The organism is Tomitella cavernea (assembly GCF_016599145.1).
Taxonomy (GTDB): domain Bacteria; phylum Actinomycetota; class Actinomycetes; order Mycobacteriales; family Mycobacteriaceae; genus Tomitella; species Tomitella cavernae.
Window position 1 is genome coordinate 56,176 of the sequence record NZ_JAENKO010000019.1, and the last position, 13,521, is coordinate 69,696.

Annotated in this window: 10 protein-coding genes; all 10 read right to left on the bottom strand. The window is 71.5% G+C overall.

Annotated elements, in window-relative coordinates; all coding sequences use genetic code 11:
• Nucleotides 1–31: 31 nt before the first annotated feature.
• Complete coding sequence (proB, locus tag JJ683_RS08550; protein ID WP_200173106.1) at nt 32–1,147, bottom strand: glutamate 5-kinase; 1,116 nt, start codon at nt 1,145–1,147, stop codon at nt 32–34.
• Nucleotides 1,144–2,604: a GTPase ObgE gene (gene obgE / locus JJ683_RS08555; protein ID WP_200173108.1), complete on the bottom strand. Its 1,461-nt coding sequence runs from the start codon at nt 2,602–2,604 to the stop codon at nt 1,144–1,146. The genes proB and obgE overlap by 4 nt, the downstream gene beginning before the upstream one ends.
• A 184-nt stretch (nt 2,605–2,788) precedes the next feature.
• Entirely contained in the window at nt 2,789–3,046 is a 258-nt protein-coding gene (gene rpmA, locus JJ683_RS08560; RefSeq protein ID WP_200173110.1) for a 50S ribosomal protein L27, read from the bottom strand.
• Nucleotides 3,047–3,085: 39 nt separating this feature from the next.
• Nucleotides 3,086–3,394: a 50S ribosomal protein L21 gene (gene rplU, locus JJ683_RS08565; RefSeq protein WP_200173112.1), complete on the bottom strand. Its 309-nt coding sequence runs from the start codon at nt 3,392–3,394 to the stop codon at nt 3,086–3,088.
• A gap of 342 nt (nt 3,395–3,736) precedes the next feature.
• The gene (locus tag JJ683_RS08570; RefSeq protein ID WP_307810771.1) at nt 3,737–7,324 is read right to left on the bottom strand and encodes a translation initiation factor IF-2 N-terminal domain-containing protein; all 3,588 of its coding nucleotides are present in this window, start codon (nt 7,322–7,324) and stop codon (nt 3,737–3,739) included.
• A 386-nt stretch (nt 7,325–7,710) separates the two neighbouring features.
• Complete coding sequence (gene ndk / locus JJ683_RS08575; protein ID WP_200173116.1) at nt 7,711–8,124, bottom strand: nucleoside-diphosphate kinase; 414 nt, start codon at nt 8,122–8,124, stop codon at nt 7,711–7,713.
• Between the two features lie 97 nt (nt 8,125–8,221).
• On the bottom strand, nt 8,222–8,647 hold the full coding sequence (locus tag JJ683_RS08580) for a DUF4233 domain-containing protein (protein WP_307810772.1): 426 nt from the start codon (nt 8,645–8,647) through the stop codon (nt 8,222–8,224).
• Nucleotides 8,644–10,038 carry a bifunctional tetrahydrofolate synthase/dihydrofolate synthase gene (gene folC / locus JJ683_RS08585; protein WP_200173118.1) on the bottom strand — a complete coding sequence of 465 codons (1,395 nt, stop codon included), beginning with the start codon at nt 10,036–10,038 and terminating at the stop codon, nt 8,644–8,646. Before folC ends, JJ683_RS08580 begins: the two co-directional genes overlap by 4 nt.
• Entirely contained in the window at nt 10,031–12,772 is a 2,742-nt protein-coding gene (locus JJ683_RS08590; RefSeq protein WP_200173142.1) for a valine--tRNA ligase, read from the bottom strand. Before JJ683_RS08590 ends, folC begins: the two co-directional genes overlap by 8 nt.
• 115 nt (nt 12,773–12,887) lie before the next feature.
• Nucleotides 12,888–13,521 (bottom strand): hypothetical protein (locus JJ683_RS08595; protein WP_200173120.1); only part of this gene is annotated, 634 nt, incomplete at its 5' end.

Consider the following 13,521-nt stretch of genomic DNA (forward strand, 5'->3'; position numbering starts at 1 on the left):
CCATCGCCCCCGCGCCCCCCGCGCATCCCGGTCAGACCGGCACCAGATCGTCGGCGTGGACCACCGCGTGCCGCAGGTCCTCCGGAAGTTCTCCGGTGCTGTGCCCGATCATGTGCGGCAACTCGGAGGAATCGTAGGACACGACGCCCCGGGCCACTGCGGCGTCGTCCGGGCCCTGCAGCACTACCACGTCGCCCTCGGAGAAGTGGCCGCTCACCCCGGTTATGCCCGCGGCCAGCAGCGAGCTGCGCCGGTGTGAGACCGCACGCACTGCGCCGGCGTCGAGGTGCAGTGCCCCCGAGGTGTCGGCGGCGTGCCGCACCCAGAACCGTCGCGCGGACATGCGCTGCGGCCGGGCCTCGAACACGGTGCCCGCCCGCCCGCCTGCGAGGGCCTCGGCCGCGGACGACGCGGCGGCCAGCAGCACCGGCACGCCCCCGTCCGCCGCCAGTACCGCGGCCGACAGCTTCGTGGCCATGCCCCCGGTGCCCAGCGTCCCGCCGGTGCCCGCGATCACCTCGCCCAGGTCGTCGGGGCCGCGCACCTCGTCGATGAACCGCGCGTCGCCCTTGCGCGGGTCGGAGTCGTAGAGACCGTCGACGTCGGACAGCAGAACCAGGGCGTCGGCGCTCACCAAGTGCGCGACGAGCGCGGCCAGGCGGTCGTTGTCGCCGAATTTGATCTCGCTCGTGGCGACGGTGTCGTTCTCGTTGACCACCGCGACGGCGTGCAGGGTGCGCAGCCGGTCCAGGGTGCGCTGGGCATTGCGGTGGGCGTCGCGCCGCGCGAAATCACCTGCCGTCAACAACACCTGCGCGACGGTGCGCTCGTGCCGGGCGAACGCCCGCTGCCACTCCCCCACCAGCGCCAGCTGACCCACCGCGGCCGCGGCCTGCTTGGTGGCCAGGTCACGGGGCCGGCGGCCCAGCCCCAGCGGAGCGATCCCGGCGCTCACGGCGCCCGAGGAGACGATCACCACGTCCGAACCCGCCCGCATTCGGGCTTCGATGGCCTCCGCCAGCACGCCCAGACGCGCCGCGTCGAGCCCGCCGTCCAGGCTTGTCAGCGCAGAGGATCCGATCTTCACCACCACGCGGCGCGCGGCGGCGATGGTCTCGCGGGTGCCCGTCGCCTGGCAGCCGGTCACTGCTCCTCCGGATCGATGCCCTCGAGGCCACGGCGGACCCGGTGTGCGTGCTTGCGTTCCTGCGCGGACACGCGCTCGGTCTGTTCGAGCCGCGCATCGGTGCCGCGGCCGGTCAGCGGCACCTCGACGCCCGCGGGCAGGGTCGGCTCCCATTCGAAGGTGACCCCGCCGATCGTGACCGCGTCGCCCGGCTGTGCGCCGAGTTTCTCGAGCTGCTCCTCCACGCCCAGACGCGCCAGCCGGTCGGCCAGATAGCCGACGGCCTCGTCGTTGTCGAACGGCGTCTGCCGCACCCAGCGTTCGGGGCGTGCACCCCGCACGACGAAGTCGCCGCGGTCGGAATGGTCCCGCTCGACGGTGAATCCGGAATCGTCGCGGGCGACGGGGCGGAGCACCGGGCGGGACGGCTCCGGCGGCGGATTGTCGCGCCGGAACTTCACCACCATCTCGGCAAGCGCGAACGAGAGCGGCTTCAGCCCGTCGCGGCTGACGGCCGAAACCGTGAACACGGGCCACCCCCGGGAGGTGAACTCTTCGGTCACGAACTCGGCCAGTTCGGCCGCCTCGGGCACATCCGCCTTGTTGAGCACCACGATCCGCGGCCGGTCCGCCAACCCCACGAGGCCGTTGTCCTCCGACAGTGCCGACCGGTAGGCGGCGAGCTCCGCCTCGAGCGCGTCGACGTCCGATACGGGATCACGGCCCGGCTCCAGCGTGGCGCAGTCGACCACGTGGGCGAGCACGGCGCACCGCTCAACGTGTCGCAGGAAGTCCAGCCCCAGGCCGCGGCCGTCGGACGCGCCGGGGATGAGCCCGGGGACGTCCGCCACCGTGAAGGTGGTCTCCCCCGCCGAGACGACGCCGAGGTTCGGCGCCAAAGTGGTGAAGGGGTAGTCGGCGATCTTCGGCTTGGCCGCGGAAAGCACCGACACCAGGGACGACTTGCCGGCGGACGGGAAGCCGACCAGGCCGACGTCGGCCACGGACTTCATCTCGAGGACGAGATCGCGCGTCTCGCCCTCCTCACCGAGCAGCGCGAAGCCCGGCGCCCTGCGGGCCCGGGAGACCAGGGCCGCGTTGCCCAGGCCGCCGCGACCGCCGCGCGCCGCCACCATGCGTGTCCCCGCACCGACGAGGTCGGCGAGCACCTCGCCGTCGTCCCCCAGGACGACCGTGCCGTCGGGGACCTTGAGGACCAGGTCGCCGCCGCGGGGCCCCTCCCGGTTCGATCCCATGCCGGGTTTGCCGTTGGACGCCTTGGCGTGCGGGTGGAAGTGGAAGTCGAGCAGCGTGTGCACGCCCAGGTCCACTTCGAGGATCACCGAGCCCCCGTGCCCCCCGTTGCCGCCGTCCGGCCCACCGAGCGGCTTGAACTTCTCGCGGTGCACGGACGAGCAGCCGTGGCCGCCGTCGCCGGCGCTCACGTGCAGGACGACACGATCGACGAATCGGGACACCGTGTGTCCTCCTACTCACTGGCGGGCCTGCCTGCCGCGGGACGGCACAGGGCCGGGGATTTCCGGGACGGCTGGCCGGTTTGCCGGCACGCCCGGGGACGTTCTACGAACAGACGACAGGGGCGGACGGGATGATCCCCTGCCCGCCCCTGCCGCCGGAGCCTTGCGTGGTGGCTGCGGGCCGTCAGGCCTGCGACGCCACGATGTTGACCGTCTTGCGTCCGCGCTTGGCACCGAACTCCACCGCGCCAGCGGACAGGGCGAAGAGGGTGTCGTCCTTGCCGCGGCCGACGTTCTCACCGGGGTGGAACCTGGTGCCGCGCTGACGCACGAGGATCTCGCCGGCGCTGACGGACTGCCCGCCGAAGCGCTTCACGCCGAGTCGCTGGGCATTGGAATCGCGACCGTTCTTGGAACTGGACGCGCCCTTCTTGCTTGACATCTGAACCCTCCTGCAGGATCCGTACCGGCCCGGGCGGACCTAGTTGTTGATACCGGTGACCTTGAGGACGGTCAGCTTCTGACGGTGGCCCTGGCGCTTGTGGTAGCCGGTCTTGTTCTTGAACTTGTGGATGCGGATCTTCGGGCCCTTGGTGTGCTCGACGATCTCGCCGGTGACGGTGGCCTTGGCCAGCGCGGCCGCGTCGGTGGTCAGGCTGGCCCCGTCCACCACAAGCGCGACCGGGAGATCCACCGAGGCGCCGGGCTCGGCCTCGATCTTCTCGACCTTGACGAGGTCACCAACGGCGACTTTGTACTGCTTGCCGCCGGTCTTGACGATCGCGTACATGGAGGGCTACCCCTTGCTAGTCGTAAACATTCCCACCAGCCGCGGAACGCGGCTGCTCAACTCTGCTGCGGGACGGCGCAGCCGATCACCGCGGCCTCGGCCGACGGCTGATCTCCATCGGCTCGGACCCGTACTGGCACCCGGAACATCCGGAGACCGACGGCGGGAAGACTCCCGTCGCGCGGTTCCGGAAACGCACAGGCCGGACTCGAACGGATCTGACACGGACTCGGAAGCGCCGGGGTCGGGCACGCGAGCGCGCCATCGCCCGACAGCGACCGTTCAAGATTACGCGACCGCCGCGAACGCGGTCAAACCGACCTCGGGCGGCAGCGCGCACCGTCAGTCTTCGCCGTCCTCCGGGGGCCCCGTACGCCGCACTGCGGCCCGCCGCCGCGGCCGGCGGTCCGGCGCCTGCTGCGGCACAGCGGTCACCGGCTCGCCGTCGTCGCCGGACGCGTCGTCCGTCGCCGCCACGGGCGCGGGCGACGCCGCCTGGACGATGATCTCCGAGCGGATCGGCTCACTGGGTTCCGCCGCATGTTCGGAGGGCGCCGCTGTGGGGCGCGATGCCCGCCGCGAACGCCTCCGCGGCCTGCCCGCTCCCCCGGTACCCGTGGCGGGTTCCGGGGCTTCGGCCCGCTCTTCCGCTGCCTTGCCCCGCACGGAGGCCTCCTCGACCGCCTCGGCGGCCGGGACCTCCGCAGTGGCCGCGGCCGTCTGCCCGGCCGCCGCACCGGACGCCGCAGTCGCGTCCGTCATCGGCGCCCGGACGGGTGCCGCTGCGGCGCCCGCGGCGGCCTCCTCACTCTGTGCGCCGGGCTGCTGCCCGCCTTCTGCTTCCGATCCGCCGCCCTGCGGCCGCCGCGCGCGTCGCCGCCGCTGGCCGGTGCTGCGCGCCACGGCCGCCTCGATCTTCGCGATCGCCGCCGACTTGTCCGAACCGGCGGACTCGCGCTCACGCGAGCGCTCGTCTTCCGCGCTGCCCTTGCTTTCCGCGGCGCCGCCCGGATCGGAGGATGCGGGTCCGCCGTGCGACTCGCCCTCGGCCGGTCCGACCTCCGCCATCGCCTTGAACATCGGGTGTTCGGAGTGGTGGTGCGCCGTCTGCTTCTGCGTCTCCTTGGTCTCCTTGGTCTCCTTGGTCTCCTTGGGCGCCTGCTGGCCACCGCCGCCGCCGGACTTCTTCGACGACTTGCGGCCGCGCCGGGACTCATTCTTTCCCTGCCCGCCCGTGTCCGGCTCAGCGACGATCGGATCCTCGTGCAGCACGAGTCCACGTCCGTGGCAGTGCTCGCAGGGCGTGGAGAACGCCTCCACCAGCCCCGTGCCCAGACGCTTGCGCGTCATCTGGACGAGACCGAGCGACGTCACCTCGGACACCTGATGGCGCGTGCGGTCGCGTCCGAGCGCCTCGGTGAGCCGACGCAGCACCAGGTCGCGGTTGGATTCGAGGACCATGTCGATGAAGTCGACGACGATCATGCCGCCGATGTCGCGCAGCCGCATCTGGCGCACGACCTCCTCGGCCGCCTCCAAGTTGTTGCGGGTGACCGTCTCCTCCAAGTTCCCGCCGGAGCCGGTGAACTTGCCGGTGTTCACGTCGACCACTGTCATGGCCTCAGTGCGGTCGATGATCAGCGTGCCGCCGGACGGCAGCCACACCTTGCGCTCGAGCGCCTTGGCCAGCTGCTCGTCGATCCGATACGCCGCGAACACGTCGACCGAACTTCCGTTCCGGTCGTATCTCTCCACGCGTTCCATCAGGTCCGGCGCCACCCGTTCGATGTACGACGAGACCGTCCCCCACGCCCCGTCGCCCTCGATGACCAGCTTGCCGAAGTCCTCGTTGAACAAGTCGCGGATCACCTTGACCAGAAGGTCCGGCTCCTCGTACAGCGCCTTGGGCTGCGTCGACTTGGCCGCCTTTGCCTCGTCGGCCGCGGCCTTGACTACCTCCCACAGCGCTTGGAGCCGTTCGACGTCCCGCCGCAGCTCGTCCTCGCTGACCCCCTCGGAGGCCGTGCGGATGATGACGCCGGCGTCGTCCGGCACGATCTGCCGCAGGATGGATTTGAGCCGTTTGCGCTCGGTGTCCGGCAGCTTCCGGCTGATGCCGGTGGACGTCCCGCGCGGCACGTAGACCAGGAAGCGGCCGGCCATGCTGATCTGGGTGGTCAGCCGGGCACCCTTGTGCCCCACCGGATCCTTGGTGACCTGCACGACCACTTGATCGCCGGGCTTGAGCGCCTGCTCGATCTTGCGCGCCGAACCGCCGAGTCCGGCGGCGGCCCAGTCCACCTCGCCGGCGTAGAGCACGCCGTTGCGCCCGCGGCCGATGTCGACGAATGCGGCCTCCATGCTGGGCAGCACGTTCTGCACGCGCCCCAGGTACACGTTGCCCACCATCGACGGCGTGGCCGTGCTGGTGACGAAGTGTTCGACGAGGACCTTGTCCTCGAGCACCCCGACCTGCGTGATCGGATCGCGGCCATCGTCCGCCGGCCTCTCCCGCACCACCATGACGCGGTCGACGGCCTCGCGCCGCGCCAGGAACTCCGCCTCGGAGAGAATAGGCGGACGCCGCCTGCCGGCCTCACGTCCGTCCCGCCTCCGCTGACGCTTGGCCTCCAGCCGCGTGGAGCCGCTGATGCCCTGGACCTCGTCCCGGCTGCTGCGCTTGCTGCGCGGTTCGCGTTCGTGGACGACGGTGTTCGGCGGGTCGTCGTGGGACGAGCCGTCCCCGTCCCCGCCGCGACGGCGCCTACGGCGGCGCCTTCGGCGCGACGCGCCGTTGCCCTCCCCGTTGCCGTTGTCGTCGCCGTCGTTGCCCCGAGCGTCGTCGTTGCCCTGAGAGTCGTCGTTGCCCTGAGCGCCGTCGTTGCCCTGAGCGTCGCCGTTGCCCTCGGCGGACTCGGTCGGCGTGGGGGCGCCGCCGGCGGCGTCGGACTTGGCGCCCTTCGCGCCGGACTTGCCAGCACCGTCGCCGGAATCCTGCGCTCCGCCGGAGCGTCCGCCCCGCCGCGACTTTCCGGACCGGCCCCCCTTGCCGCGCGCGTCGTCCGCCGCAGTGTCGGAGTCGGTGGTGCCGACCGTATCGTCCGGGCCTTCCCGCGACGTGTCGCCCTTTTTGCCGGCCGATGCGTCGTCACGGGAAACCGCCCCATTGCCGACGTCGGCGGTGGCAGCCGCGGTGTCGTCAGAGCCGTTCTGCGCCTTGTCGCCGTTCTGCTCGCCGCGCCCGCGTCCGCGCCCGCGGCGACCGCGACGCCGGCGGCGCGAGGACCGCCCGCTGCCGCCCTCGGACTCGTCGACGGTGTCGTCATCGGCGTCGCCATCCGCATCAGGTTCGTCGCGTGTGCCCTCCGCCGCCTGCTCGACCGAGGCACCCTCCTGCCCGCGCTGCGGTGCCTGCGACCGTGCGTCCGGATCCGGTGACAGGAACAGCGGCGCCACGAATGCGGGGCTATCCGCGCCTTCCGGTGCGGAGTCGGCCTCCACCGCCGCCGCGGGGGCCTCGGCCTCAGCCGCGGCGGTCGTTCCCGCCTCCGCCTTCGAGGCAGCCTCCGCTGCCGCCTCGGGCTTCGATACGGGCTTCGCCTCCGGCTGCTTTTGCTGCGTCTTCCGCGGCTGCGTCTTCCGCGGCTGCGTGTCCTGCGCAGGCGCCTCCGGCGCCGAGCCGGGTGCCGCGGTGTGCACAACGGCGACTGCCGCAGGAGCGAACGCCTCACGGACGCGTTCGCCTTGGTCCCGCGTCACGCTCGAGTGCGCGGTCCTGACCTCCTCGCCGAGCTCGGTGAGCTTGGCCAGGACCTCCTTGCTGGTGACCCCCAGCAGCTTGGCGAGCGCATGGACGCGCAGCTTCGCAGGGATCTCCACCGCTGCGGTGGAATCGATGTTCTGTTCTTCGGGCGGCGCCTTGTCGGCCACGTGGTCTCCTCGGGCCCCCGGGCGCGTCGTCCAACCCGACGTGGCGTTTGGCTCCACGAGTTGGTCAGCGCGGCCACACGGGGGCGGCATCGTTGCGGTCCCGCACCATGCTGGCGCGGGAACGAGTGGTCTCGCACCGCACGCTCACACGCGCGGCGCCTTGCTGGACAACCCGGCGTCACACTCATCATCCAGCGTCGGCACGCGCACGGGGCGATGCCCCCTGCCGCACTGCGGCGATGACCGAGCAGGTACCCGGGCAGAATCCTGTCGCGACACGTCACACTCGCATCTGACGACTTCACCCAGTATCCCACACATTCACGCCGAGCCCGACCTCTTCCCCGCACGGACGCCACTGACCAACGTCTGTGCAGGTGAGACGCTCAGACGAGGTGCGGGAACCAGATCGCGATCTCCCGCGCCGCGGACTCGGGCGAATCCGAGCCGTGCACGAGGTTCTCGCCCGTCTCCAGGCCGAGATCGCCGCGGATGCTGCCGGGCACCGCCTTCTCCACGGGGTCGGTGCCGCCGGCCATCTGCCGAAACGCCGCGATGGCGCGCGGCCCCTCCACCACGAGCGCCACCATCGGCCGTGCCGTGATGAACTCGAGCAGACCCGCGTAGAACGGCTTCCCCTCGTGCTCCGCATAGTGGGCTGCCGCGACGGTCTCCGTGGCCGTACGCATCTCCATCGCGGCTACGGAAAGTCCCTTGCGTTCGATCCGCGAGACGATCTCGCCGATATGCCCCCGGGCAACGGCGTCGGGCTTGATCAATACCAGGCTGCGCTCTGTCACGGCCGTCAGACTAGTCGGCTCCGCCACGCGCGCCCACACGGACCCGCGCGCAACCCGCCGCAGGGACCCTGCCCGTCGCGCGGCACAGGTCAGGCGCTCAACCGCGCTGACCCGGCAGCAGCCCGCGCCGTTCCCGGTCGCGGATGTCCGCGCTCAGGTACAGCAGGTACCCCCACACCGTCGCGAACAGGAGCCCCACCACGCCGATCGCCGGGTGAACCCACCATCCGGCGACCACCAGCACCTGCAGGGACAGGTCGAACTTCACGGCCCACCGGCGGCCTTGGACGCCCGCCCCGAGCACCATGAGCACGACGAGGCCGATCACATACCCGCCGCGCGCCGCTGTGAGACCGCCGCCGACGGTGGCGACCACCGGGATCGCCAGGCCGATCACGATCGCCTCGAGGATCAGCAGCCCGGACAGTACGCCGCGGAAGCTCTTCCACGGGTCCTTCGTCGGCGGACGAATGCCCCCAGGCTCCGGCGCGTCGTCGCGAGCATCCGCAGGATCATCGTTCACGTCGGTTCCTTTCCCAGCATCGTGCGCGCCAGCCCCGCCGTGACCACCGACCCGGTGACGACGACCCCGGATCCGGAGATCTCCTCTCCGGGCCCCGACACCCCCTCCGCCAGCTCCACCGCGGCCTCCAGAGCCGCGGGCAGGGACTGGGCCACGTGCACGCGGTCGTCGCCGTAGACGTCGGCGGCGAGCTCGGACAGCTGCGCCGGGGACATGCACCGGGGGCTGCCGTTGTGGGTGACCACCAACTCGTCGAACACGGGCTCGAGCGCCTCGAGGATCCCGCGCATGTCCTTGTCCGCCATTATCGCCACCACGCCGACGAGCCTGCGGAAGTGGAACTCGCCGGACAGTGCCGCCGCGAGCGCCCGCGCGCCGTGGGGGTTGTGCGCGGCGTCGATGAAAACGGAGGGTGCAGTGCGCACCGGTTCCAGCCTGCCGGGATTGACGAGCGCCGCGAAGCCCTCGCGGACTACGTCGTCATCCAGCTTGCGGTCTTTGCCGGCGCCGAAAAACGCCTCGACCGCCGCGAGCGCCAGCGCCGCGTTGTGCGCCTGGTGCTCGCCGTGCAGCGGCACGAACACGTCGTCGTACACGCCGCCGAGACCCTGGATGCGCAGCATCTGGCCGCCGACGGCCGTACGGCGCTCGAGCACCGCGAACTCTGAGCCCTCGCGCGCCACCGCCGCGTCCACCTCCACGGCCCGCCGCAGCAGCACCTCGGACACCTCGGGCTGCTGTTCGGAGAGCACCGCCACGGACGTCGACTTGATGATGTCCGCCTTCTCGCCGGCGATCCCCGTGATCTCGGTGCCCAGGTATTCCGCATGGTCGAGACCGATGGGGGTGATCACCGCCACCTGCGAGTCGATGACGTTGGTCGCATCCCAGCGGCCGCCGAGCCCGGTCTCGATGACGCCCACATCCACCGGGGCGTCGGCGAAAGAGGCGAAGGCCATCGCGGTGAGCACCTCGAACTTGCTCATCCGCGGGCCGCCCGCCGTCACCGAACTGTCGTCCACCATCTGCACGTAGGGTTCGATGTCGCGGTAGGTGTGCACGTACCCGGCCGCCGTGATCGGCACACCGTCGATGGCGATCCGCTCGGTGACCGACTGCAGGTGCGGGCTCGTCGTGCGCCCCACCCGCATGTGCATGCGGGTGAGCAGCGCGTCGGCCATCCGGCACACCGACGACTTGCCGTTGGTGCCCGCCACGTGGATGGTCGGATAGGCCTTCTGCGGCGAACCGAGCAGGTCCATCAGCGCGGCGATCCGCGTCAGCGACGGGTCGATGCGCGTCTCCGGCCAGCGCTCGTCCAGCTCCGCCTCGAGCGACTCCAGCGCGGCCAGATCCTCCGGGGCCGCGGCCGCCGCCCGGCGCTCACTCACCGCGCGCCCCCTGCACGGTCCGCCCCAGTTCGGCCAGCCGCGCCTCGAGCCTGTCCACGTCGGCCGCGGCGACGGCGCGTCGACCTCGGATCTTGTCCACCACCTGCTCGGGAGCCTTGCCCAGGAAGGCTTCGTTGCCGAGCTTCGCGGTGGTGCCCGCCAGCTCCTTGCGGGCCGCGGCGAGATCCTTGGCGAGGCGACGTTTCTCGGCTTCGACGTCCACTGTGGTGGAGGTGTCGAGGTCGACTACGACCGTCGCCGCGCTGAGGCGCACCTCGATGGACGCGGTGGCCGTGAACCCCTCCTCCGGTGCGGTGACACGCGCGAGCGAGCGCACCGCGTCCTCGAGCGGGACAAGGCCGGCGTCGTCCAGCGCACCGAGCCGGGCCGGCACCCGCTGGCTGGGCTTGACACCCTGGTCGGAGCGGAACCGCCGGATCTCCGTGATGAGCTTCTGCGCGTCCGCCACCTGACGGGCCGCCTCGGGATCGGCCACCGCATGCGCGTCCCCCGCGGGCCACTGGGCGATGACCAGCGACTCACCGCCCGTGAGCACCTTCCACAGAGTCTCGGTGACGAACGGGATCATGGGGTGCAGCATGCGCAGCAGCGCGTCGAGCACGTTGCCGAGAACGGTGCGGGTGGCGTGCGCCCGGAACTCCGCCGCGCTCGCATCCGCGCCGCTCGCATCCCCGGAGAACTGCACCTTGGCCAGCTCCAGGTACCAGTCGCACACCTCATCCCACGCGAAGTGGTACAGCGCCTCGGCGGCCTTGCCGAACTCGTAGCGCTCATAGGATTCGTCGACGCCGGCCCTCACCTGTTCGAGCCGGTCGAGAATCCACCGGTCGGCGGCCGTCAGCCGATCACGGGGCGGCAGCTCCCCCGGTTTCGCGCCGTTCATCAGCGCGAAGCGGGTGGCGTTGAACAATTTGTTGGCGAAGTTGCGCGACGACTGGGCGTTCCCCTCGCCCACCGACAGGTCCGAGCCCGGATTGGCCCCGCGCGCCAGCGTGAACCGCAGCGCGTCCGCGCCGAAGCGTTCAACCCAGTCCAGCGGGTCGATACCGTTGCCCCTCGACTTCGACATCTTGCGGCCGTGCTCGTCACGCACCAGTCCGTGTAGGAACACGTCCTGGAACGGCACCCGGCCGCGCGGCCCCAGCACGCCGCCGTCGCCCGCGTCCTCGCGCGCCACGTAGGTGCCGAACATCATCATGCGCGCCACCCAGAAGAACAGGATGTCGTAGCCGGTGACCAGCACCGAGGTGGGGTAGAACTTCGCCAGGTCGTCCGTGGCGTCCGGCCAGCCCATGGTGGAGAACGGCCACAGCGCCGACGAGAACCACGTGTCGAGCACGTCCGGGTCCTGGACGTAGCCCTCCGGCGGGGTGTCGCCGGGGCCCAGGCACACCGTCTGCCCCTCGGGCCCGTACCAGACCGGGATGCGGTGCCCCCACCACAGCTGCCGGGAGATGCACCAATCGTGCATGTCGTCGACCCACGAGAACCAGCGCGGCTCCTGGGAGGCGGGGTGGATGACGGTGCCGCCGTCGCGCACGGCGTCGCCCGAGGCCTGCGCCAGGCTCTCCACCCGTACCCACCACTGCATCGACAGGCGCGGCTCGATGGGCTCGCCGCTGCGCTCCGAATGGCCGACGCTGTGCAGGTAGGGGCGCTTCTCCGCGACGATCCGGCCCTGCCCGGCCAGCGCCTCGCGCACGCGGAGGCGCGCAGTGAACCGGTCCATGCCGTCGAACCGTGTGCCGGTGTTCTCGATCTCGGCCGTCTTGCTCATGATCGACGGCATCGGCAGCGAGTGCCGCACGCCCATCTCGAAGTCGTTGGGGTCGTGCGCCGGGGTGATCTTGACGGCGCCCGTACCGAACTCGGGATCCACGTGCGCGTCCGCGATCACGGGGATCTTCCTGTCGAGAAACGGGTGCGGCAGCGCGGTGCCGACGAGGCCGCGGTACCGCTCGTCATCGGGGTGCACGGCGATGGCGGTATCGCCCAGCATCGTCTCCACGCGCGTGGTGGCGACGACGATGTGCGGCTCCGCGTCGTCGAGGGACCCGTAGCGGAAGCTGACCAGCTCACCGTCGACGTCCTCGTACTTGACCTCGATGTCGGAGATCGCCGTCTGCAGCACCGGCGACCAGTTGACCAGCCGCTCAGCGCGGTAGATCAGCCCGTCATCGTAGAGGCGCTTGAAGATGGTCTGCACCGCGCGGGCCAGCGCGTCGTCGAGCGTGAACCGCTCCCGCGACCAGTCGACGCCGTCGCCGAGCCTGCGCATCTGCCCGCCGATGGTGCCGCCGGACTCCGCCTTCCACTTCCACACCCGCTCGATGAAGGCCTCGCGGCCGATGTCGTCGCGGGTGTGCCCCTCCGCGGCCAGCTGCTTCTCGACGACGCTCTGCGTGGCGATGCCGGCGTGGTCCATGCCCGGCAGCCACAGCACCTCGTACCCCTGCATGCGCCGCCGGCGCGCGAGCGCGTCCATCAGCGTGTGGTCGAGGGCGTGGCCCATGTGCAGGCTGCCGGTGACGTTCGGCGGCGGGAGGACGATCGAGAACGGCGGCTTGCCGCTGTGCGGGTCGGCCGTGAAGTACCCGGAGTCCACCCAGCCCGCGTAGAGCTCCGACTCGACCGCACCCGGCTCCCAGCTCTTCGCCAGGGCATCTGCCGGGCCGCCGCCCGGATTCGCAGCGGTATCGGGCTCACGCGTCACTGAGGGGTCCCTTCTCCGGACTGGACTGGTCACCGCACGATTCTATGCGCCGCACCCCTGACCGGCGCGCTCGCCCGTCGACCCCCGTGGTGGCCGCCACCTACCGGCGCGGCGGTCAGTCTCCGGCGCCCTGGCCGGGCACCGGACCAGGCAGGTCCACCGGGGCCTCGCCGAGGGCGTCGTCGACGGAGTCGAACTCCCGGCCCTCTGGCACCGTGAACACCGACGCGTCGCCGGAATACTCCGTGCAGCCCAGAGTCGCGTCCTGCTCGATGCCCGCGGCCTGCTCGCCGCCGAGCCTGCGCGCGGCGTCGAGGTCCACCCCCATGCCCTCGATCATCTTCTTCATCCCGTCCGACGCGGGGCCGGTCGTCTTCATACCGCCGGGCTGGTCGTCGGACCAGAGATAGGTGACGCCGTCGACGGTGAGCACGTGCCCGGCGCCCGGCCCGGTTCCGCTGTCGATCCGCATGCGATCCTCGCCGTGGACGTACGCGGTCACCGTGTCGTCGGAATCTTTCGCCGTGCATTCGATGAACTTGTCGCCGGCCATCGCCTGGGTGATGAGCCGGTGCGCGGCGGTATCGTAGAGAGCCGCATCGGGGGACGCCTGCCCGGACGGCGCCGGCGTGGACAGCCCGGCGGCGTCCGGGTACGCCCCTTCGGCTCCGGCCTCGGAGCCCGACGAGCCGCACCCGGCGAGCGCCGCCACCGCCCCGGCCGCCGCAGCGCCCGCCACCGCGGCGCGC

Coding starts and splice junctions, on each gene's coding strand:
- rpmA (WP_200173110.1), bottom strand. CDS start 3,046: ATGTCAAGCAAGAAGGGCGCGTCCAGTTCCAAGAACGGTCGCGATTCC.
- rplU (WP_200173112.1), bottom strand. CDS start 3,394: ATGTACGCGATCGTCAAGACCGGCGGCAAGCAGTACAAAGTCGCCGTT.